A 21,921-nucleotide genomic window follows, 5' to 3' on the forward strand; every position below is an offset into this window, starting at 1 on the left:
CACCGAGCGGGCAACGGCGGCCGCCGTCCGTCTTGGCCGCCCCGACGCCCCGTTCGCCCGACGACGTCGCCGGCTCGCCCCAGGCCGGCGTCGTCTCACCGGGCTGCCTGACCAGGCCGGAAGCGGCCCCCCGGGGGCCGGCCGCCATTCCAGCGGCCGGCCCCCGGGGCCCGTCAGGTCTCGAACAACCCCAGGCCAGTCGCAGCCATATCACCGAACGACCCCGAATTCGGGACTTCGGGACGCCTGCGATCCCTGATCCGTTCGCGTGGCGTCGGTTCGCAGCGCAAGGTTCGTAACGCCGAAGGACAGCACGCAATCGCTGCTCAGAGTTCTCCGAACTCGGTCGCAAGACCCCGATCGGCTGAACCGGCTTCGAGATCTCATCGCCTGTCTCTGTGCGTGCGTCTTGCTACGAGCTATGTCGGTCTCGCGAGACCACTGTTTCAAACTTTCGTTCAACGGTTCGACTGCCGGCAGCAGGACCAGCGGCCAGCACACCCCGTAGCTGTGATCCTGCAGCTTTCTCAAGGCCGCTGCCGAGCCGACCTTCGCCCCCCAGCGACAGACAAATATCGAACACGAACGCCTGCTAGGCCACCGACCGCCCTGACCGACGGTCGGAGCGGTGGTCTTCACAGTTCGACCGTTGCGATCGACGGCAACCGGTACAGCCGCACTATTCGAACGGGGCAAGGCCTTGAGCAAGCCACGCCTGAGCCACGTCAATATCGCAGGCTCAACTCACGGGCAGCCGGTCTCGCCAAGCGCCCGGCAAACGGATCAAGGGTCGCCGCAGACAAGCTCGGACCAGGCGACACGGCCTGACATTTGCGAGCCCGAGGGGAGCCCGAGAGCGCACGGACGCGACGACAGACCGTGTCAGGGGCCGACACCGCCGCCACCCGACAATCGAAGTAAATGAGCTTGGCCGGCATCACTCGACACCATCGAACCTGTCCAGGTGAGGACTCTTAACCAGCGGGTTCGGGGTTCGAGTCCCTGATGGCGCACCCTCACTCCCCAGGTCGAAGATCTCTTCGGCCTGGGGATTTGTGGTTTCCGGAACTTCTTCTTCCGCTTCTGGACTGTCCACAGTGGTCTCCTGCGAGCCCGAGGGGAACCCGAGAGTGCTGGCGAGAGAAAGCGGCCGTCGAGGGATCGCTCCGGCGAGCTTCCGGGCGGCGTCGTCCAGGACTTCTTTGCCGACGTTCGTGCAGAGGTCCATCGTGACCTTGATCGACGAAGCTTCTGCCGACTGATGTCCACCGGCAAGTCCCGCAGCGCCGCGCGCGGTCCGCGCGACCGGGCGCAGATCGGTGTCGAGTTCGACGTGCAGGTTCTCGACCTCCAGGAGGTAGTTGAGGGCTGTGAGGACTTCGTCGGCGGACTCCCGGTCCTGCTGGTATTCGCGGGGATCGGCCATCCGCTTCAGCACTTGTCCGATCGCGGCGGCGTCATCGCGACGGCTCAGCAGCTGAGCGATCGTCCACGCCTTCCGGCTCTCGCCGTCGTAGCCGCCCACGTCCCAGCCGGCCCGCCGGAAGAACTCGACTAGGGCCTGTGTCGAAGCCGGTTGGAGCCATTCGTTGATCGCGGCGATGTGAACGGTGGCCTCGTGGCGCACCGGCTTGAGCATTAGCCCACAATGCTCACCACTGTGCCAATATATCCGGCCGCCTTGGCGATGTCGTCGACCAGTGCATTGATGATGGCACCCCAGTTCACGGAGGCATCGATCCGCCAACTCGGCTCGCCTCCTTGAGCGGTTAGGGCATTCCATGATGTTGCGATGAGATCGTTGTGCCCGGCAGTCTTCCAGTCGCAGTCTCTGGGGCCCGGCTGGAGTGTTCCGAAGGTATTCCCGGACTGGCGGAACGTGAGGATCTGGCCTGCGGCATCCGGTACCGCCAGAATCAGCGTGTGCTCATACGCAGCGGCTCCGGAGTTGTGCAAATGGCCGGAGAATTCGAAGTTTCCGTCGGGGAACAAGGTGACGAGCGCCCAGCCGCCAAGGGCGGTCCCGCCTGAGAATGTGATTGATTTCGCATGATAAGTGAGCTTGTCCGGCACATCGGGACCGCCGATGAGGAAGTAGTTGAAACTGCCCGCTGGGTCGTGCTCACTGCCGTCGGCTGGACACTTTCCCTTGAAGGGACCGTAAAAGAGCCCCTGACATTTCCTGCATGACCTCCAGTCGCGCTGACCGCCACGGGAGTTCGTCTCGAAGAGTGCGTCGTACGCCCATGACCCGGCCTGCTCATGGGCGCCGCCAGCAGGGCAGGCGCCCTTGAATTCCGGGAAAGCGGCATAGTGCAGCCCCTGACACTTTGCACACGATGCCCACCCTGCCTGTCGTTTGTTGCTGCCCGGCAGATCGTAGAGCATCCGGTACTCCCAGCTTCCAGTCTGCTCGTGCGCTCCGCCGGCAGGGCAGACGCCCTTGAAATCGGGGAACCCTGCGTAGTGCATGCCCTGGCATTTTGCACAGGACGCCCAGTTTGCCTGGATTGCCATGCTGAACACACCTTCCACCTGGGGTGCGCCTCGGAGTGGCGCGCCGGAAAATTTGTCGAATCTCTTCGTCGATTGCAAGACGTCGGATTCCGTAATGCGAGGACGTCTCAGAGGAGGAATGGGGCTCCGGCGACATCGACGCTGCGGCGTCATGGCCGGCGGATAGGGCCGGATTCCCGGCGGTGCAGGAGGCCGCCGACGTGCCGGGGTTGCTGTGGTCTGCGTACCCCGGTTCGCCGGGCCGGCTTCCGTAGTCGTCGGGCAGTTTCGCGGGGTCCCCCGCATGGTCTTCCGGTCAGGTGTGCACGCCCGGCAAGCCGACGCCCATCCCGTCCATGATCACAGCCGAACCGAACACGAGCACCGCGCCTTCCGCCAAGCCGGCTGCCCCCTTCGCCACCGTGGGTATGCCGACCTCGAATGCCGCGTGGCCGACTTCGAGGCCGGATTTCCCGATCTCGACGATCGAACGGAGTGGTTCCAGCCTCGGATCGTCATGGTCGCTCATCGGAATTCCTTTCTTGTTCAACGGTGGTGGTGTCCGCTGGTGATCGCGTCGAAGACTCCCGGACCGAACGCAAGGTAAAGGCCGCCCGCCACCAGGGCGGCGAAGAAAACAAAGGCCGTCAGGTAGGCCACCGTGACGCCGGTGTTCCACTTGTGCGCCCGGATGACCGAGCCCGCGGTCAGGTTCTTCACCGAATTGACGACCACGACCCCGTTGCGCGACTGGTGCCCCCACAGCTCGACCACGTCGCCGTTGCTGATCGAGCCGCCGCGGTAGAACTTGGCCCGCAGTTCGACGGCGACCCGCGGCAGCGGCTGCCCGGTCGGGTCGTGGCGTTCCAGGCGGAAGTCCCAGACCAGGGTTTGCCGTTTGCGGAACACGCCGCCCTCCGCCCGCGGCGTGTAGCCGGACACGCGTCCCTTGTAGTGGCTCATCATCGCCCCTCGTGCTCAGTGGAACAAATGTCCGGCGTCGAGGTGCGGCGCGCCGGGATCGTGCGCGACGTCGTGCGGAACGAACGCCGAGTCGTGCGCCGAGCCCGGAACGGGAAGCGACATCGCCGCGTCGTGCGTCGCATGCTCGGAGCCGGTCGACAGGCTCGGGTCGTGGACGACGTCGGTCCCGGTGAGCGGGGCCGACAGTCCCGGGTCGTGCGCGGAGTTCTGGAGGTTCTGCAGAAAGGCACCGGCCGCGTCGACGGCCAGGCTCGCCTGGAAAGCCAGTTCTTCCAGGGTGTGGCTGTCGATTTCGGCGTGCCCCCGCGACTGCGGCGGCTCCATGTCGCCCGCTCAGCGCATGCTGTTGAGGAAGTGCATGACGAAGTCGATCACGAACGGCGCCGCCAGCGCGAGGATGCCCAGCACGATCAGCGTCGCGACAAGACTGCCGAGGAAGCTCCCCGACCGTCCGCGTGAAACCCGGCGTGACCGTTCGTGGGCGCTCCGGGCGCGCGAGGCAGCGTCGGCGCCTGCTTTGGCGGCGTTCTGGGCTTGCCAAGGGGGCGGGAAACCAGGGCTGCTCATGATTGTTGTGCTCCTTCGCGGCTGCGGGGCACCGGGGTGTTTCCGGCTCCTTCCGACGCTAGGAGGTGCACCTTGCGGACGGATCCGTGGAACCACGTACTCGTGGCACGCATCCTCACCGCTGCCCGGCGGACCAGGCGGCGATCTGCGTCCGATTGGTCAAGCCAAGCTTGGCGAGGATGTGCTGGACGTGGGTTTCGACGGTGCGCTCGGAGATGTGCGCCAGTGCCGCGATCTGCTTGTTGGTCAGGCCCTGGGCGACGTGCCCGGCTACCTCGGCTTCCCGGCGGGTGAGCTCGCCCGGGGCAGCTCCGCCCAAGGTGGCCGCCAGCTCCGCGACACGCCGCCGCAGCGGTTCCATCCCGAGGCCTGCGGTCGTGTCCTCGAGACCGGCGCACAACGCGGCCGCCTCCTCGACGTCGCCGGGACGGCGCCGGCGCGACAGCACCGAAGCCAGGTGCCAGCGGCCGAACGCCGTGTGGGGCACGATGCCGGCCGCGTCGTCGGCGGCGATCCCGAGGCGGATCTGGCGCACCCCGTCGTCGAGGCGTCCGCAAGCGGCTTCCGCGAGGCCGAGGTAGGTGCGCACCGAGCCGGCGTTCACCACGGCGCCCGCCCCGCCGACGACGAACAAGCCGGCATGCGGCCGCAACAAGCCCGCTGTTTCCGCGGCGACCTCCCGTTCGCCGAAGAGCCACGCCAGCTCGGCCCGGACCGCGAGGGCCGCCAGCAGCAGGGTTTGGGGGTAGCTGCCGACGTCGGCGGCGGGGCGGGCGAGCCGGCGGGCACGCGCGAGATCGCCGTGCTGTGCCCAGTAGTGGCCGTACGACGGCAGGAGGGAAGGCGGGAAGTGCTTCTCGAACTCCCGGTGCTGCTCTTCTTTCACCAGATCGCGCCCGGTCAGCCCGTCGAGCATGATCAGGACGAACACCGACATCCCGAACACGGAGCTGTGCGTGCGGCCCTCGACCAGCCGCACGCACTCCCGCAGAACGTCGGCGGCGTCGTCGAAGCGGCCACGGGCGATCTCGACCGCGGCCACGCTGCGCAAGTGGTGCCACGTCGCGAGCGGACGATGCAGGCGTTCGGTCAACTGCCGCATCGGAGGGAGTGTCGCCTCGGCCTCGTCCATGCGGCCCAGCATCATGAAGGCGTCGAAGCGCCACAGCCAGCCCCACAACCGGGTGTCGTCGTCCTGCTCGGCCTCGCCGAGCGCGAACATCCGCTCGGCCAGCTCGAGCCGTTCGTGCACGCCGTCGGGTCCCGAGCGGGCCATCTGCCGCGAGCGCAGCGCCGAACGCAGCACGGACGCGTCCTCGAGCCGTTCCGCCATCGCGAGTGCCTCGGCGGAATACCGCTGGGCGTCCGGGCCACCTGCGAAGCCCGCTTCGCCGCCGACCAGCGCCAGCAGCCGGGCCCGCATCGAGCTGTCCGCTGCCGGCAGCTGGGTCAGTGCCTCGCGGGCCAGCCGGTCGCCGCCGAAGTCGCCCCACGGGTTGGAGACGCCCTCCGTGGCCAGGGCGACCGAGCCGAGCGCGTCCGGATCGTTCGCGGCGCGAGCGGCCTCGGCGGACCGGGTGAGCACCTCGGCGGCGGACCGGAGATCACCGTCGCGGGTCAGCGCGGTGGCGTGCCGCAGCAGCAGCCGGGCGCGGTCGCCCGCGGTCAGCGGCGCGCCGGCGTCCAGCGCCCGCCGGTACTGCTCGGCGGCCTCCTCCCAGGCCAGGCGGTCCAGCGCCTGGTCACCGGCGCGTTCGGCCCACTCGCGGGCCTGACGGGGATCGCCGACGGGTGCCGAAGCCAGCCAGTGGTGGGCGATCTCCGCGGCGCGCTCGGCAGCGTCGGATCGCGTGGCCAGCCAAGCAGCCAGCCGGGCGTGGGCGCCCGCACGGGTCGCGGTGGGCAGGTCGGCTCGTGCGGCTTCCCGGATGAGGTCGTGCCGGAACCGCCGGCCTTCACCGGGGGTCAGCAACCCCGCGGCGGCGGCCTCGTCGAGCGCGCTCAGCACGGTCTCGACGGGGCTTCCGGTCACCGCGGCCAACGGGGGCGCCTCCAGCACGCTGCCCAGCGCGGCCGCGAGCGAGACCAGCTCCCGGCAGACGGGGCTGAGCCGGGCCAGCCGCGCGCGGACGGTGTCGAGTACTCCGTCGGGCAACGTCTCCGCGACGTGGTCGAGGAGTGGCGCGAGCTCGTTCACGAAGAAGGGATTTCCGCCGGTCCGGCGGCTGACCAGGGCGGCGAGCTCGACGGTGACCGGCCGGTCGGCGGTGGCCTCCAGCTGGCGGCGCACGTCCGCGGGTGGCAGCCCGGCCAAGCGGACGCGCACGAGGGCCGGCTCGTGGGAAAGAGCGGCGAACGCGGCCGCCAGCCCGTCCCGGCCGCGGGTCTCGGTGTCCCGGTAGGTGGCGACGAGCAGCAGGCGGGAGCGGGCCAGGTCCCGCGCGATGTGCACGAGCAGTGCCAACGACGCGGCGTCGGCCCACTGGAGATCGTCGAGGACGACAACGAGGCCGGCGCGTCGCGCGTGTTCCCGCAGCTGTTCGCCGAAGGCTTCGAACGCCTGAAAGCGAGCCCCCGCCGAGTCGGTGGTCGTGCCGCCTTCGACCAGAGCAGCCGGCAGTGAATCATCCAAGGCACGAGCGATCTGGCGGAAGAGCCAGTACGGCGGGCTGCCTTCGTCGTCACTGGCCCGTCCCCAGGCGAACGGGGTGTCCGAGACTTCCGCGCGCGACACGACTTCGCGCGCGAGCCGGGTCTTGCCGATGCCGGGCTCGCCGGTGATGAGGACCAGCCGCCCGTTGCCAGATAGCGCGTCCCGGAGCTGACCGGCGAGCAACTCCGATTCTTTCACCCGGCCGACAAAATCACCGTCCATGTCCGAAACGATAAGGCCCGGTGGGTCGATGGTGCGGGATCCTGTCGCCGTGTGCACGAGGAATCGATCCGCCGGTTCCATAACGGTGACTTTCAAGGCGGACGACCCGGGTGAAGCGGCACGCTTCTGGGCGGGTCTGCTCGGCCGGGAGGTCGTCGAGGTCACCGGCGGTGTGCTGCTACCGGACGGAGACGCCCAGCTGGGCCTGCGGTTCGTCCCTGGTGTGGGGCCGGGCGAGCAGACCGCAATCCAGCCACCGCGCGGCGGCACGAAAGTCGCCTGGGACGTGTGGGATGGCACGCCCGTGGCGCCGAACCGGCAGTTTCGAGCTGCTCCCGTCCGACGGCGACCAGCGGGCGGCGGTCGACGCGCTGATCTTCCTCGGCGCCGTTCGGCTCGGCGCCCGCGACGACGGCACCGTCGTACTGGCGGATCCGGACGGGCACCGAGTTCTACGTGCGGCCAGCCGGCTGCCACCCCCGCCAGCAGCATCCGGCCCACTACGCGCGACGCAGGGTGGCGGCACTCCGACCACTCCCGGCGTTGCCGAACATCCGCACAGCAACCGCCGAGCCGGCCGAATCACCTCAATAGGGGCGCCCCGCAGCGACAGATACCGAATTGCCGCCGGCAGCCCGACCACCGACAGATCCACCGCAGGCGCCACCAACGGCGCAACCCAGACCGGCACCCCAGCCGGAGGGCCGACGTCAGCACGTTCCCGAAACCGAACAAAAAGTCAGAGCCACGATGACCCCCACGATCAGCGTCACCGCCGAAAGCACCGGATCACGTACCCCGCTCGGGCTCAACACAGCAACCGCCCTGCCCCACCGTCCACACCACGAACCACAAACGACCGGCAAGAACAGCCCGGCAGAATCCGGCACGGACGAGCCCGAGAAGTGCCCGAAAGGTCTCGCACACGTCTGATGGCGCACCCTCACTCCCCAGGTCGAAGATTACTTCGGCCCGGGGATTTGTGATTTCCGGAGCTTTTCTTCCGCCTCTGAACTGTCCACAATGGTCTCCTGCGAGCCCGTGACCACCGGCGATCTGACCGACGGCATCCACCCCCACGGCCACCGGGTACGACAAGATGGCCGCCACCTGGTTCGGCGCGCTGCATTCCGTGGCCGGGAGCATCGGCACCCAGCTGATCCTCTGGGCCTGCACCGGGCAGGCGAACCAGCGGTGGACGCTGCGCTGAAAGCGCTCATGGACCGATGGGATGAAGACGTCTGTTTGACCGCGGAGATCCCTGGGCACTCCGGGCCCGGGCGAGCGGCCACCACATCCCCGGTGCCCGGCCCTCCGTGAGCAGAAGGAGCTTCCCGACCGTGATCATCCTCGGCGTCATCCTGATCGTCCTCGGCTTTCTCATCGGCATTCCCGTGCTGTACACGATCGGCATCGTCCTGGCGGTCGCCGGTGTCATCCTCGCCGTCCTGGGTGGGACCGGGCGCAAGGTCGGCGGCCGCGGGCACTGGTTCTGAGCGGGAACACCCGCTCGCCGGGTCCGCGGGAACCCGGCGAGCGGGTCGGTCGTCAGGCGCACGCCCTCCCGTCGACCGTGAAAGCCGACGAATCCGGATTGGTCCCCGTGCAACTGCCGTTGAACCCGATCGCGACCGACTGCCCCGGCTCCACCGAGCCGTTCCACGGCATGGCCGCGGCGGTCACGTCGGCGCCGGACTGCGCCCACGTCGCCGACCGCCCCTGCGTCACCTTCTGGTTGCCCGGGAAGGTGCAGCCCAGCTTCCAGCTCGTCCACGCCGTCGTGCCGGTGAACTGCGCGGCAGGTGAGTCCGGGCTCGCCAGGCCCGCGCCGTTGCGCGCTACCACGACCACACGTCGTAGCTCTTGACGCCGCCGTCCGGGTCAGTGTGGCGCCGCCGCTCGACACCGCGGACACGACGGGGGTGCCGGGCGCGGCGGGTGCGGTCGTGTCCACAGTGGACGACGACTTCCCGGCGGTCCAGCCGGCCGGCTCATTCCGAGCGCAGCGTGTCCAACCTGGTCGCTTGCCGCAGCAGCGGCATCGTCAACCCGGTCACCAGCAGCACCGCCGCCACCGTCGTGCCCGCCAGCGCGAGCAGCACCGGGACGTCGACGATCATCGGCCGGTCCGCCAGCGACAGGATCGGCGCGGTCAGCCCCAGCCCCGCCGCGATCGCCAGCACCACGCCGACCACCACCGGAACCGCGGTCTGCCACAGCGCTCCGCGGGCCAGCACGCCGATCGGCACGCCGGCCGCGGACAACGCCGCGAGCGGGCGCCGCCGTTCGCTGATCTGCTCGATCGACAGCATCAGCAGGCTCATCGCGGCCACCGCGAGCACGAACAGTGCCGCCGTGATCAGCACCGAGCGGAAGTTCTCCACCATCTGCTGGTCGCGGGCGTGGAAGTCGTCGAGGTAGCTGCTCTTGCTGACCGTGGCGTTCCACGCGAGCGCGTTGACCGCCCTCGCGACGTTGTCCGTCAGCGCCTGCGGGTCGCCGGTGCCCGACACGTACAGCGCGACCGACGAGGCCGGCACCGTGAGCCCGCCGAGCGCACCCGGTGTGACGAACAACGTCCCCTCCGCCGCCGTCGCCGTGGTGGCCGACGGCACGACCTTGACGCCGCCCGGGACCGTCCACTCCGGACCGTCGACCTCGCTGTCGTGCAGGAAGCTCCGCAGCCGCACCGTTCCCGCCGGGGCGGTACCGCCCCGCGACGGCACGACGTAGAACACGTCGCCGTCGGCGCAGCCGCCGATGTCGGCTTCCACCTTGAGCGCGACGCAATCACCGACCATGCCGTAGGTCGACTCCCGCCCGGACTGGAGCATGATGTTCGTGGCCGGGTGCGTCCCGGTCACCCCGGCCGCCGACGCCGCCCGCTCGGCGGCCTCGGCCTGGTGCGCGGTGGTGGTCTGCACCCGCACCGGGGCCGCGGCCACGCTGTCCGGTGAGACCTGCTGCTCGACGCCGCCGGTCAGGGACGTGAGCACGCCCTGGACCAGGATCGTGCCGGCCAGCACGACGACCAGGCCGGACACGACGCGGCTGGCGGTGCCGCTGTCCAGCTGCAGCCGCCGGATCGCGAGCTGCCACGACGGCGGACCGCCGTGCAGCCGCTCCACCAGCCGCTCGACCAGCCACGGCAGCAGGGCCGCGACGCCCACCAGCAGGAACACGCTCCCCGCCGCGAGTGCCATCCCGGCGGTCGTGTCGCTTGTCCCGCGTCCGAGAGCCAGGCTCGTGGCCAGGAGCAGCACACCCGTCGCGGTGAGCGCCCAGCGCCACCACATCCGCCGGCGCATCGGCTTGCCCTGGCGGACCACGCCGAGGGGTTCCACGATCGTGCGGCGCAGCCCGAACATCGCCGAGCCGACCGCGAGGCCGGGCACCAGCAGCACGATCACCACGACCAGCGGCCAGTCCGGGACGAAGTCCTCCGGGAAGATCCGCAGGCCGAACGGCAGGATGTCCGCGACGAACGTGCGCAGCACGGCGAAGAACCCGATGCCGGCCACGAGCCCGATCACCGCCCCGACCAGTGACTCCGCCGCCGCGACCCGCTTGACCTGCCGCGAGTCGAGGCCGATCAGCCGCAGCGCGGCGAGCCGGCGTTCCCGCTGCGCCGCACCCATCCGCGACGCGGTGGTCACGAAGATCAGCAACGGCAGCAGCAGCACCGCCGCGATCGGCAGGATGATGGCCAGCATGGCCGCCGACAGCCCGAGCCCGGTGTAGGGCTTGCCGAACGCGTAGACCTTGTTGCCCCTGGCGCCTTCGGCCTCGATCTGCGCGGCCGGCACCCCGTAGAACGCGGCGAGATCACCCGCGCCGGAAACGCCGTCCCGCGAGATCTGGCCGGCCACCCGCCCCGGCAGCTGCGCCTTCAGCGAACCGCCGCCCGGTGCGGCCAGCTTCGCGGCGAGCTCCGGCGACACGGCGAGCTCGCCCGGCGCGGGCAGCCGGGTGAGTCCCGGCGGCACCGGCGAGCCGGGCCCGGTCGCCGCGACCGCGGTGACCTTCACGAAGTCGTCGCCGACCGACGGGTACCAGTTGTAGGTCAGCAGCGGGGCGACGCCCGCACGCGGCTCGGTGACCTGGGTGATCGCCGCCTTGCGTTCCGCCTGCGCGCCGGTCAGGTGCTGGACCGCCGCCGCGGGCAGCAGCACGGCGACCGCGAGCGCGATCCCGAAGGCGGTCATCGCGAGGCGCAGCAGCGCCGCGCCGGACATCCGGCCGCCCCCGACGGCCAGCCGGAGCCCCAGCGCCAGATCCCGCATCACGCGACCAGCTCCCGGTCGACCGTCTGCCCGTCGCGCACCACGACCTCCCGGTCCGAATAGGCCGCGACCCGCGGCTCGTGGGTCACCAGCACCACCGCGGCGTGCGTTTCCCGCGCCGCGGTGGTGAGCATCTGCATGACCTTCTCGCCGTTGAGCGAGTCGAGCGCGCCGGTCGGCTCGTCCGCGAAGACCACCTTCGGCTCGGTCACCAGTGCCCGCGCCACCGCGACCCGCTGTGCCTGCCCGCCGGAGACGTCGCCGGGACGGCGCTTCGCCAGTCCGTCGACCTCCAGCCGGGCGAGCCATTCGGCCGCCTTGGTCTCGGCCGGCTTCCGCTTGACGCCGGTGAGCCGCAGCGGGAGCGCGACGTTCTCCAGGCAGGACAGCTCGGGCACGAGCTGGCCGAACTGGAACACGAAGCCGAACTCGGTGCGCCGCAGCGCACTCCGTTCCTTGTCGTCCATCGCGACGAGGTCGGCGCCGCCGTAGCGGATGGTGCCCGAGTCCGGCCGGACGATGCCGGCGAGGCAGTGCAGCAGCGTCGACTTGCCGGAGCCGGACGGGCCCATGATCGCGAGCACCTCCCCCGTCGAGACGGACAGGGCCGCCCCGTCGAGCGCTTGTGTGCGGCCGAACGACTTGTGCAGTCCGTTGCCGACGAGCAACGGCGTTCCGGGCGTGGTCATCAGCGCACCGCCTTCCCGAGTTCGCCGAGGCGCGCGGCGGTCAGCTCCAGCCACCGCAGGTCCGCCTCGAGGTGGAAGAGCGCGTGGTCGCAGATCAGCTGATCGGCGAGGTCGCCCGCGTTCTTGCGTTTGGTCAGCGAACGCATCACGTTCAGGTGCTCGCCGCGCTGGACGTCGAGCACGTCGGCGGCGCTGCGCCCGGACAGCAGCGCGAGCACCACCTTCGTGTAGAGCGTGTTCTGCAGATACGGCTGCGGATTCTCCGGAGTGTGCAACCACGTCTCGACGTCGGTGACCCCGGCGTCGGTGATCGTGTAGCGCTTCCGCTCCGGCCCCTCGCCGCTCTCGACGCCCGCCACCTCGACCATGCCGTTGCGCAGCAATCGCGACAACGTCGAATAGACCTGGCCGTAAGCAAGCGGGCGGTCCTGCCCGAACTGCTCGTCGTACGTCCGCTTGAGGTCGTAGCCGTGCCGCGGGCCCGATTCGAGCAACGCGAGCAAGGTGTGCGAAACCGACATTTCCTACCCCTCCCTACCCGGATGTCCCGAGCAGGGATCACTATACCTGATGCGTATACACGCGGCGTATACACTCGCAGAGTAGGCAGTACCAGCAGGTCACGGCACTTCTTCACGCACAAGCCGCTGCGCCGCACGTCCGATGGCGGTTTCGACCGCGCCCACCCGGTCGGCCAGCAGGCCCACCGCGCCGACCGCGCGGCTCATCGGGTCCTCGTCGTCGCCGCCCAGTGCCTGCGCCCGCAGGTACGCGGCCTTGACGTCGGCCCACCGGCGGGCCTGCTCCTCGGACAGGCGCCCCCTCAGCTCGGCCAGCTTGAGCAAGTTGGCTTCGGCGCCCGAAGTCAGCGTCTGCGCCTCGCCCGCGTAGTGGTCGTCGATCAGGGCCTCGAGTTCCGCGTCGTTCATCGCCGGCACGATCCGCTCGGCCAGCTTGTTCATGTTCCGGTACGAACCCTGCAGCTGGAACGGCGGTTCGGTGCGGGACGCGTCCGCCTGCGCCGCTGAGGCGATGTAGGCCCGGTTGTTCGCCAGCACGGTCCGCTGCACCCGCAGGAGTTTCCGCAGCACCGCGAGGATCTGCTCCAGCTCCGTCGCCGAATACGCCTGGGAAAGCTGGTCGGCGCGCACCGAACCGTCACCGCGCGCCATCCGCACCAGGACGTCCACATCGGACTGTTCGCGGGACACCAAAGGCGCCAGCACGGCGTTCGACGTCAGCGAGTTCTCGACGTAGCTCAGCGCGAAGAGGTCTTCCTTCCCGGACAGCACGTCGCCGAGGTTCCACACGTCCGCGCGGTTGGCGAGCATGTCGGGGATGCGGAACCGCTTGCCCTGCTCGGTGTACGGGTTCCCGGCCATGCACACCGCGAACCGCTTGCCGCGCAGGTCGTAGGTCCGCGTGCGGCCCTCCCACACGCCTTCCATCCGTCGCTGCGCGTCGCACAGGGAGATGAACTTCTGCAGCAGCTCCGGCGACGTGTGCTGGATGTCGTCGAGGTACAGCAGCACGTTGTTGCCCTGCTCCAGCGCGAACGAGATCTTCTCGACCTCCTGCCGCGCGGTCGCGTCGGGCGCGTCTGCCGGGTCGACGGAGGTGACGTCGTGGCCGAGCGCCGGCCCGTTGACCTTCACGAACACCAGCCCGAGCCGGCTGGCCACGTACTCCATGAGCGTCGTCTTGCCGTACCCCGGCGGCGAAATCAGCAGGAGCAGGCCGGACTGGTCGGTGCGCCTGGCGTCCCCGGTCGCACCGAGCTGCTTGGCCAGGTTGTCGCCGATCAGCGGGAGGTAGACCTCGTCCAGCAGCCGGTTGCGCACGAAGGCGCTCATCACCTTCGGCTTGTACTCGTCCAGCCGGAGCCGGTCGCGTTCGGCCGCGACGAGCTCGTTGCGCAGCCGCTGGTAGGCGCGGAACCCCGGCACGCGATCACGCCGGAACCGGTGCGTCCTGGCCAGCACCTCGTCCAGCCGCAGCGTCACCGACCGCCCGGTGATCCGCGGGTGCGAGCCGAGCAGACCGTCCACAGTGGCCGTCAGCGTCGCCGACGAGTCGTACCGCGGGAGGTCGCACAGCTCGATCGCGACGGCCTCCGGCAGCTCGTCGGCCGGCAGCCCGGCGGAGTCCACAAAGGATCGCAGCCAGGCGTCGGCCAGCTGGTACCGGTCCGCCAGGGCGTCGAGGGAACGCAGGTCTTCGGCGAAGCTCCGCCGGTCGAGCCGGAACTTGTCCAGCACCGTGCGCGCGCCGCTGTCGGTGACGAACCCGGGCTGGGCGACGGCGAGTTCTTCGACCAGGTACTCCCCGGCGAACTCGGTCTCGATCGCCAGGCCCGCACCGTCGAGGAAAGCCGTCATCGCGTCCGTGAGTTCCCGCGCCAGCGCGTCGATCGCCGTGGTGTGACCGAACGCCTCCCGCACCCGCCCCAGCGACGCGGCCCGCGTCGTCCACGCGGCCTTGGCCCGTTCGTCGGCGCCGAAGGCCCAGAACAGCTGAGCCGCCGCACGGGCCGCGGGCGGGTAGCGCAACAGACCGGCCGCGGACCGCAGGCGCAGCAAGGCCGCGAGGATCGCGGCCGCGTCGTGGTCGTGCACCCCGCGCGCGTAACCCTCGTCGTAACGCTCCCCGGCCACGCTCCGCACGACGTCGAGCAGGTCGGCTTCGACCAGCTCGGCCACGGGCCGTTCGGCGAGGATCGACGTCGCGAGGTACTCGGCCCGGTACACCTCCGGCGACTCCGAGACCAGCAGCTGGTCCCAGTACGGCCGCGTCGCCTCGAACGCCTCGTCGCGCACCGGCGCCCGGTAGTCGGTGCCGGTGATCGCGAACTTCATCGAGCTCTCGTGTGGCACCAGCGTCAGGTCGATGTCCTGCGTGTTGACGGCGAAGGTGCTGCGTCCGAGGCGGATCGTCTCGCCGCCCTCGCCGTAGAGGTCCAGCCGGTCGCGCAGGCTCCGGCCGGCCTCCTGGCGGGCGGCCTTCACCCGGCCTTCGAGCTCCTCGGCGCGGACCTGGTCACCGAGCGCACGCAGGTCCTCGACGACGCCGCGCAGCTTCGAGACCATCGGATCGGCCGCGAAGTAGGTGTTGATCTCGTCGGCCGAGCCGAGCGAACCGGCCCGGCGGGTCACGCTGCCGAGGATCCGGCCCGCCGAATCGACGAGCCGGTCCGCCCGCCGCGCCCGCTCGTCGAGCAGCGCCTGCTTGCGCGAGGAGAACGCCTCGTAGACGTCGGTGCGCTTCTCCCCGAGCGACGTCAGGAAGTCGTCGAACTCCCCGAACCGCGATTCGAGGTTCTCCAGCTGCAGCAACAGCCTGCCCAGCTGCTCGTCGCAGCGCTCCGGGGTGTCCGCGACCGCGAGCCCGCCCGTGATGGCCTGCGCGAGCAACGCGAACTCGGCGGCGAACTCCGCCCGGCCCTCGGTGTCCAGGAGTTCCCGGCGCCGCGCGTCCAAGGTGGCCCTGGCGCGGTTGACGGCGCCGATCACCTCGCCGACGCGCTCCAGGATCTTCGTGCGGACGACGGCATCGGCGATGTCGAGCCCGCCGACGACGTCGGTGAGCACCTCCAGGCCGGCCGACTGCTCGTCGAGCCGCTCGGCGACCGGGCCGGCCTCGGCGACCGTCGCGATCGCGGCCGCCCCGGCGACCAGCGCGTCCACCTCGGCGTGGTAGCCGGTGAACGCCTCCTCGCCCTGCAGGAACCGCACGGCGCGGTGCGCGGCCTCGGAAAACTCCGTGTCCAGCTCGCCGATCAGCGTGTCGACGCGCGCGGTGTCGGCGTAGCGCAGCTCCCGCACGGTGACGAGGCGCCCCCGCGCCCGGTGCATTTCGGCGAGGCGGCGCACCCACGCGTCCGCTGTGTTCAGGGCCTCGCCGCGGACCCGCCGCACGAGGGACGCGGTGCCGGCCGCCACCGTGTCGACGGCCTCGGCCGCCTGCGCGGTGAGCGAAGTGACCGTCTCGAACTCGTCCAGCACCTGCTCGGCGGTGACCCGGACGTCGGACAGCGGCGAGCGCAGATCACCCAGCTCGGACTCGCCGAGCCAGTGGTAGTGGTCGAAGAGCCGCGCGCACGCGGCGATCAGCGCCTCGAACACCGCCGCCGACGGCGCCATGTCCGCGATCATCGTCGTGATCGAGAGGCAGTCCGAGATCCCGCGGACGAGATCGGCGTTCCCGACGCGCTCCAGCGGCCCGGTCCCGGCGGGCTGTGACGCGGCGTAGGTGTCCGACTGGAACGGCGTGCGCCACACCTGCATCGGGTGCACCCGGCTCGGTTCGCCGGACAGCGCGCGGAACAGGATCATCGTGCCGTCGTCGAACAGCGAATACCCGTGGCACGGGATCGGGTTGGCGACCTCCTTGCGGATCACGTTGTAGGGCAGCAGGAGCGAGCGCCCCTCGGCCCGCGCGTGGAAGACGTACAGCACGTCCTCGCCGTTGGGCGAGCGGATCACGCGCTCGAACTCGAGACCGTCCACCGTGGTGTCGAACGTCTTGCTCACGCCGGTGTCGAGGTAGTAGCCGCCGGGGAAGATGATGCCGTGGTCCTCGGGGAGCCGCTGGCACGCCTGCCCGATGCCGTCGAGCCGCACGACGTCCTGGGTGCGTGTGTTGAAGACCAGGTAGCGGTAGGTGGTTTCCTTGTACGGCAGCATGCGCAGCAGGATCAGCGGGCCGATCCGGGCGTAGGAGACCTCGGCGTCGGCGAGGCTCTGCAACGGCTCGTCGACCGGCTCGGCGTAGACGCCGGCGCCGGTCTCGGTGTTGTTCTCGACCTTGACCGTCAGGTTGCCGCCGACGGTCTCGACGAACACCTCGTCCTCGATCGAGATGTGCGGGTGCCGGCCGAGGACGTGGTTCTCGCGCGTGGTTTCGACCCACTCGAAATCGTGCGACGGCGGGAAGACGTGGTCGCGCTCACCGCGGTTGTCCAGGTAGGACACCGCGCCGTCGGGCGCGACGCCCCACCGCAGCACCCGGATGTCCTCGGTGCGCGGGCCGATCTGGAACACCGCGAGCAGCTTCCCGTCCAGCCGGCGCAGCTGCAGCAGCTTCGCCTGGCGGTAGTACCGGTACAGCTCGCCGAAGTCCCGCCCGAACTGCTCGTCCCGCAGCACCTCGGGCAGGTCCTGCGCGCTCACGTCGTCGAACCGGAACGCGTTTTCGTCGTGGCTGAAGCGCTGCAGCGAGAAGACGTCATCGACCGCCGTCTCGGGCTTGAGCCCGATGAAGACGTTGTAGCCGAACAACATCCGCCCGCCGACCGCGACGATGTCCCGGGGCACGCAGTTGTTCGCGGTGCGGATGCGTTCGGTGCCGATCAGCGCGAGCTGCGCGCTGCCGAAGACCGCCAGCCGGCGCGCGTTGAGCTCGTCCGCGCGTTTGCCCAGCTCGGCCGCCTGGGCGGCCAGCCGGACGCGGAGCACGTCATACGTGCCCGCGTCCAGCTCCGTCTCGGCCGCCGTCACTGCTTCGCGGCGACGACGGTGGCGACCGACGTCTCGGCGAGGCCGAGCCGCTGCGCCGTGGTCATCAGCTCACGGAGCTTGTCCGTGTCCGGGCCGCCCGCCTTCAGCTGCTGCGCCAGGAAGGCCGACAGCGTCAGGTTCTTCACGTCCTCGGTGCTGACCGCGCCGATCAGCTTGGCGAGGTCGTCGGTGAGGCTGGCCGACCCGTCGAGGTAGGGCCGCGCGAGCGACTGGACGACGTCGGAGTGCTGCACGAAGCCGTCGACGCTCTTGCCGAGGCCGATCGAGCCGACGATCCGGTCGAAGAACATGGTCTCGCCGCCGACGATGTCGATGTCGGCCTTCTCCAGCCCGACGCTCAGCACGGTCGCCTGCGCCTCGGCGACGTCACGCTGCACATCGAGCGCGGCCAGCCGGATCTCCTTCTCCGCTTCCAGCCGCAGCCGGTACTCCTCGTGCTCGCGGCTCGCGCTGTCGAGCGCGGCCAGCGCGGCGGCCTTCTCGGTGAGCCCCTCGGCCTCGCCCTTCAGCTTGTCGCGCAGCGCCTCGGCGACCACGATCGCCTTCTCGCGTTCGACGATCGCTTCGGCGCGGCCGACCTTCTCCAGCGCGTCGGCGTCGCGCTCCTTGACCAGCGCCGCGGCGAGGCCGGCGGCGGCCTCCTCGGCCTGGATGCCCTCCGCCAGCCGGATCTTGGCCCGCGTCTCCAGCTCGGCGGTCTGCTGGCGCGCCTCGGCGAGGGTCAGCTCCTCGCGCGCCTTGTGCTTGGCGGCCTGCTCCGAAGCCTCGGCGGCCTTGATGCCCTTGACCAGGTTCTCCTGGGCTTCGGCTTCGGCCCGGATGACGATGGCCTCGCGGGTGCGCTGGGCCTCCTCGACCACGCGCAGCTTCTTGATGTTCTCTTCCTGCTCCGCGACGGTCTTGTCGACGGCGATCCGCTCGCGGATCACCTCGGCGATCGACCGCTTCTCCGTTTCGAGTTCCTTGTCCTTCGAGATCCGGGAAAGCTCGGTCTCGCGCTCGCGGCCGATCACTTCGAGGAGGCGGTCCTTTTCGATCCGCTCGGACTCGATGGCGATGACGCGTTCCCGGTTCTTGCCGGCGACTTCGATTTCGCGCTGCTGGTTCTGCTGCTGGATACCGAGCTGCTCGTCGGTGCGCAGCTGCGCGGCCTGCGACTTGAGCCGTTCCTCGGCCTGCACCTTGAGGATTTCCGCCTCTTCGCGCGCCCGCATGGTCTCGACCTCGCGGCGCTGCTTGATCTCCGCGTCGGCCTGGCGCCGCTCCAGTTCGAGGATCGCCTCGCGGGCGTCGACGTTCTGGCGCGTGATCTCCTTCTCTTCGTGGCGGCGGAACTCGTTGGTGCGCACGTGCTCGATCGCGGTCAGCTCGGTGATCTTGCGGATACCCTGCGCGTCCAGGATGTTCGCCGCGTCCAGCGACGTCATCGGCGTCTGCTCGAGGTAGTCGATCGCCGCGTCCTCGAGGCTGTACCCGTTCAGGTCGGTGCCGATGACGCGGATGATCTGGTCGCGGAACTCGTTGCGCTTGGTGTAGAGGTCGACGAAGTCGAGCTGCTTGCCGACGGTTTTCAGCGCCTCGGAGAACTTCGCGCTGAACAGCGCCTGCAACGTCGTCTCGTCGCTCGCGCGTTCGGTGCCGATGGCCTGCGCGACCTTCACCACGTCCTCGGCCGTCTTGTTGACCCGCACGAAGAACGAAATCCGGATGTCGGCGCGGATGTTGTCCCGGCAGATCAGGCCTTCCTGGCCGGTGCGCTCGATGTCGATCGTCTTCACCGAGATGTCCATGACCTCGGACTTGTGCAGCACGGGCAGCACGACGGCGCCGGTGAAGGTGACGTCGACCTTGCGCACCTTGGAGATGATCAGCGCCTTGCCCTGCGGCACCTTCCGGAACAGCCGGCTCACGACGAACAACAGCACCAGCAGGATCAGCACCACGACGGCGATCAACACGCCGGCACCCAGGCCGATGGCATCCATGCGTCAGTCCTTTTCTGCTTCGAGTTCCAGCGGGCTGACCCAGAAGAACTCACCCGCGCTGTCGTAGTCGTAGATGACCACGCGGCTGCCCAGCCCGAGGTTGCCTTCCCCGGCGAGCCGGATGGAGATGATCGCCGACGCCCCATCGGCGGCGGCCACTTCGGCCTGCCCGAAGTCCTCGGTGACGGTCGAGGTCCGCACCACGGCAACCCGGCCGACGAAGTCCTGCCGGCTCGGCACGGCCCCGGCGAAGACGCGCCGCAACGGCACGACGACCAGCCGGGTCCCGAGCGCCCCTCCCCCGAGCGCGGCGACCAGCACGCCAAAGCCGAGCCCGACCCGCAGGGGTGTGCTCACGCCGTCGATGAGAACGGTCCCGACGAGGCTGAGGAACCAGCTGAAGGCGACGAGCAGCGACAGCGAGAGGGGCAGCGGAACCCCGCCGAAGAAGCCGATGTCACCGTCCTCGACGTCGAGCACCCCGACGAGGGCCAGCACCCAGTACCCGATGACGACGATCAGCAGGAAGCTGAAGAGCACGGCAGGAAAAGCCAAAGCCGCGGTGACGAACCCGCTCATCCGACGTCGTTTCCTTCCCCCAAGGAAGGGCCCGGCACTCCAGAGCCCTGGCCAGCGACTATAACCGGCGGGCGAGGGCGGGGAAGAACATTTCGGACACGAACCGGTCACACCGCCACCGTCACCCGCAACACGCCCGGCTCCGGAACCGAGCAGATCTTCGCCACCAGCGACACGCAGATACCGAACACCCACGCGAGCCAGGCCACCCACCGGCCCGACCGACACGTCAGGGTTCGGGGTTCGAGTCCCCTCTCTTCGCTTTCTCTTCGTCCACTGTGGCCGGTGGGGAGCCCGAGAGCGCAAGCCGGGCTGTCGTCCGGCTTCGTGAACGTTGTGGGTCAGCAAGCCCTCATCCCCCGCCCGTCGCACGATCGCCCGCAGCGTCTCCTTGATCCGGCGCCCGGCCGGACGCTGCCACTTCACGCCGTGATCTCCGGCTGTCAGTTCTCAGCAACCGCAGTCGAGGCACTACCACGGCTACGTCGTGAGTCGCGGCGATTCTCACGTGGCCTCGCCCTGCACGACCGTACTGCTGTCCGGCCGCCACGATCAGTCCGGCGCGTTCAGCGGTGTACCGAGCGAAAGCGGCTCCGTCGGCGCCCGGTGCGGGCAGCCAGGCGAACAAGCCACCTTCAGGCACGGTGCAGGGCAGGCCGTGGGCCGCGAAAGCGCTCACCAGGTCTCGTAACCGGCGCTCGTTCACGACGCGGAGCGCCTCTGCGTGCGCGTCGTCGTCGAGGAGCGCGGCTGCTTCGGCCTGCGCGTCGGCCGAGGCCATGAAACCGGCCGCACGTCGGCGGGTCACCAAGCCCGCGACGACGGCCGGGTCGCCCGCGTAGAACCCCACTCGCAGGCCGGGGGCGTTGGAGCGTTTGGACATGCTGTGCACCGCGAGCACACCGTCGGGGCCGTGTTCGAGCGCGGTTCGCGGCGTGCCGGACCACGTGGTCTCCGCGTACGCTTCGTCGGACAGCAGCAGCACACCGCGTTCGCAGGCCCACCGGACGATCGGGCCCAGCGCCTCGACGACACCGCTGGGGTTGGCCGGGCTGTTCACCCACACGCAGAGCGCCCGCGCGGCGACCGCGTCCGGCAGCCGATCGAGGCGCATCCGGAAGTCCTCGTCCGCCGGGATGCGGTGCGCGCGCAGGCCGGCGAGCCGGGCACCCACCTCGTAGGCGGGGTAGCCCAGCGCGGGAATGAGCACGGTGTCACGGGTCGTCGGGGCCAGCACATCACGCAGGAACAAGGGCGCGGTGGAGATGAACTCCTTCGCCCCCGCCGACGCCGCTACCGCGTCCGCGTCGACCGTGATCCCGAACCGTCGCTCCAGGTAGCCGGCGGCCGCGACGCGCAGCGTCAGGGTGCCGCGGCTGGCCGGGTAAGCAGCCGGCGCGCGCGACTCCGGCGCGCGGCACCACGTCGGCGGTGGTTCGCCCGGCACCCCCAGCGATAGGTCGAGCGGCACGTGACCGGCGGCGACCGCGACCTCGATCGCACGCTCCCGCGTCCACTCGGTCACGGCGCCCACCGAGCGGGAATCACGCCCGGAAGACCACGTGGGCGGGCGAAATCCTGACGATCACGCGCTGGGTGGCCGGGGTGTCGGCGGTGAACGGGCCGCCGGTGTAGGCCTGGGAGAGCTCCTGGATGAGATCACCGCCGGGATCTTCGTCCACGACGACCTTCCCGCGGACTTCGCAGTAGTGGTACGGATCGTGCTCCTTCGGCACGAGAATCGTCGCCTGCGGAACGCGCACCAGGTTGTGGTACTTGCGCCGTTCCTTGGTGGTGGAGAACAGGACTTCGCCGTCCTTCACCGTGACCCACACCATCGACAGCTGGGGCTGTCCGTCCGGCTCACTGGTCGCGACGAAACCGAAGTTGGGTGCGCCGAACCAGGCCGCGGCCTCATCGGTCAGCTGAGAACTGGACATCGTTCCT

General features: G+C 69.9%; 17 protein-coding genes. 1 reads left to right on the top strand and 16 read right to left on the bottom strand.

Annotated elements, in window-relative coordinates; translation table 11 throughout:
- Nucleotides 1-937 precede the first annotated feature (937 nt).
- The 7 genes from MUY22_RS01670 to MUY22_RS01700 form a co-directional block, all read right to left on the bottom strand.
- Nucleotides 938-1,639: a hypothetical protein gene (locus MUY22_RS01670; protein ID WP_247056259.1), complete on the bottom strand. Its 702-nt coding sequence runs from the start codon at nt 1,637-1,639 to the stop codon at nt 938-940.
- Entirely contained in the window at nt 1,639-2,517 is an 879-nt protein-coding gene (locus MUY22_RS01675; RefSeq protein WP_247056261.1) for a hypothetical protein, read from the bottom strand. Before MUY22_RS01675 ends, MUY22_RS01670 begins: the two co-directional genes overlap by 1 nt.
- Before the next feature lie 295 nt (nt 2,518-2,812).
- A complete protein-coding gene (locus MUY22_RS01680; protein WP_247056263.1) occupies nt 2,813-3,025 on the bottom strand; it encodes a hypothetical protein in 213 nt (70 codons plus the stop codon).
- A 17-nt stretch (nt 3,026-3,042) separates the two neighbouring features.
- A complete protein-coding gene (locus MUY22_RS01685) occupies nt 3,043-3,459 on the bottom strand; it encodes a hypothetical protein (protein WP_247056265.1) in 417 nt (138 codons plus the stop codon).
- Nucleotides 3,460-3,474: 15 nt separating this feature from the next.
- Entirely contained in the window at nt 3,475-3,804 is a 330-nt protein-coding gene (locus MUY22_RS01690; protein ID WP_247056267.1) for a hypothetical protein, read from the bottom strand.
- Nucleotides 3,805-3,813: 9 nt separating this feature from the next.
- Nucleotides 3,814-4,047, bottom strand: coding sequence for a hypothetical protein (locus tag MUY22_RS01695; protein WP_247056269.1), 234 nt, complete (start codon nt 4,045-4,047; stop codon nt 3,814-3,816).
- Between the two features lie 115 nt (nt 4,048-4,162).
- Complete coding sequence (locus tag MUY22_RS01700; protein WP_371827573.1) at nt 4,163-7,414, bottom strand: helix-turn-helix transcriptional regulator; 3,252 nt, start codon at nt 7,412-7,414, stop codon at nt 4,163-4,165.
- 848 nt (nt 7,415-8,262) lie between these two features.
- Between MUY22_RS01700 and MUY22_RS01705 the strand changes: the two genes are divergently transcribed.
- Nucleotides 8,263-8,418 carry a hypothetical protein gene (locus tag MUY22_RS01705; RefSeq protein WP_247056273.1) on the top strand — a complete coding sequence of 52 codons (156 nt, stop codon included), beginning with the start codon at nt 8,263-8,265 and terminating at the stop codon, nt 8,416-8,418.
- Nucleotides 8,419-8,470: 52 nt separating this feature from the next.
- Here MUY22_RS01705 and MUY22_RS01710 read toward each other — a convergent pair whose 3' ends face one another.
- The 9 genes from MUY22_RS01710 to MUY22_RS01750 form a co-directional block, all read right to left on the bottom strand.
- Nucleotides 8,471-8,767, bottom strand: coding sequence for a cellulose binding domain-containing protein (locus MUY22_RS01710; RefSeq protein ID WP_247056275.1), 297 nt, complete (start codon nt 8,765-8,767; stop codon nt 8,471-8,473).
- 146 nt (nt 8,768-8,913) lie between these two features.
- Entirely contained in the window at nt 8,914-11,205 is a 2,292-nt protein-coding gene (locus MUY22_RS01715) for an FtsX-like permease family protein (protein ID WP_247063561.1), read from the bottom strand.
- Nucleotides 11,205-11,894, bottom strand: coding sequence for an ABC transporter ATP-binding protein (locus MUY22_RS01720; RefSeq protein WP_247056277.1), 690 nt, complete (start codon nt 11,892-11,894; stop codon nt 11,205-11,207). Before MUY22_RS01720 ends, MUY22_RS01715 begins: the two co-directional genes overlap by 1 nt.
- Nucleotides 11,894-12,415: a PadR family transcriptional regulator gene (locus MUY22_RS01725; protein WP_247056279.1), complete on the bottom strand. Its 522-nt coding sequence runs from the start codon at nt 12,413-12,415 to the stop codon at nt 11,894-11,896. The genes MUY22_RS01720 and MUY22_RS01725 overlap by 1 nt, the downstream gene beginning before the upstream one ends.
- Nucleotides 12,416-12,514: 99 nt before the next feature.
- Nucleotides 12,515-17,389, bottom strand: coding sequence for a DNA repair ATPase (locus MUY22_RS01730; RefSeq protein WP_247056281.1), 4,875 nt, complete (start codon nt 17,387-17,389; stop codon nt 12,515-12,517).
- Entirely contained in the window at nt 17,386-19,395 is a 2,010-nt protein-coding gene (locus tag MUY22_RS01735; protein WP_247056283.1) for a flotillin family protein, read from the bottom strand. The genes MUY22_RS01730 and MUY22_RS01735 overlap by 4 nt, the downstream gene beginning before the upstream one ends.
- A 3-nt stretch (nt 19,396-19,398) precedes the next feature.
- Nucleotides 19,399-19,974, bottom strand: coding sequence for a hypothetical protein (locus tag MUY22_RS01740; protein ID WP_247056286.1), 576 nt, complete (start codon nt 19,972-19,974; stop codon nt 19,399-19,401).
- A gap of 352 nt (nt 19,975-20,326) precedes the next feature.
- Nucleotides 20,327-21,499, bottom strand: coding sequence for a pyridoxal phosphate-dependent aminotransferase (locus MUY22_RS01745; RefSeq protein WP_247056288.1), 1,173 nt, complete (start codon nt 21,497-21,499; stop codon nt 20,327-20,329).
- A gap of 19 nt (nt 21,500-21,518) precedes the next feature.
- Complete coding sequence (locus tag MUY22_RS01750; protein ID WP_247056290.1) at nt 21,519-21,914, bottom strand: PPOX class F420-dependent oxidoreductase; 396 nt, start codon at nt 21,912-21,914, stop codon at nt 21,519-21,521.
- Between the last annotated feature and the right edge of the window lie 7 nt (nt 21,915-21,921).

The sequence above is a fragment of the Amycolatopsis sp. WQ 127309 genome, assembly GCF_023023025.1.
Classification (GTDB): domain Bacteria; phylum Actinomycetota; class Actinomycetes; order Mycobacteriales; family Pseudonocardiaceae; genus Amycolatopsis.

Coding starts and splice junctions, on each gene's coding strand:
- MUY22_RS01685 (WP_247056265.1), bottom strand. CDS start 3,459: ATGAGCCACTACAAGGGACGCGTGTCCGGCTACACGCCGCGGGCGGAG.
- MUY22_RS01670 (WP_247056259.1), bottom strand. CDS start 1,639: ATGCTCAAGCCGGTGCGCCACGAGGCCACCGTTCACATCGCCGCGATC.
- MUY22_RS01750 (WP_247056290.1), bottom strand. CDS start 21,914: ATGTCCAGTTCTCAGCTGACCGATGAGGCCGCGGCCTGGTTCGGCGCA.
- MUY22_RS01680 (WP_247056263.1), bottom strand. CDS start 3,025: ATGAGCGACCATGACGATCCGAGGCTGGAACCACTCCGTTCGATCGTC.
- MUY22_RS01675 (WP_247056261.1), bottom strand. CDS start 2,517: ATGGCAATCCAGGCAAACTGGGCGTCCTGTGCAAAATGCCAGGGCATG.
- MUY22_RS01690 (WP_247056267.1), bottom strand. CDS start 3,804: ATGGAGCCGCCGCAGTCGCGGGGGCACGCCGAAATCGACAGCCACACC.
- MUY22_RS01715 (WP_247063561.1), bottom strand. CDS start 11,205: ATGCGGGATCTGGCGCTGGGGCTCCGGCTGGCCGTCGGGGGCGGCCGG.
- MUY22_RS01735 (WP_247056283.1), bottom strand. CDS start 19,395: ATGGATGCCATCGGCCTGGGTGCCGGCGTGTTGATCGCCGTCGTGGTG.
- MUY22_RS01725 (WP_247056279.1), bottom strand. CDS start 12,415: ATGTCGGTTTCGCACACCTTGCTCGCGTTGCTCGAATCGGGCCCGCGG.
- MUY22_RS01740 (WP_247056286.1), bottom strand. CDS start 19,974: ATGAGCGGGTTCGTCACCGCGGCTTTGGCTTTTCCTGCCGTGCTCTTC.
- MUY22_RS01700 (WP_371827573.1), bottom strand. CDS start 7,414: ATGCTGCTGGCGGGGGTGGCAGCCGGCTGGCCGCACGTAGAACTCGGT.
- MUY22_RS01695 (WP_247056269.1), bottom strand. CDS start 4,047: ATGAGCAGCCCTGGTTTCCCGCCCCCTTGGCAAGCCCAGAACGCCGCC.
- MUY22_RS01720 (WP_247056277.1), bottom strand. CDS start 11,894: ATGACCACGCCCGGAACGCCGTTGCTCGTCGGCAACGGACTGCACAAG.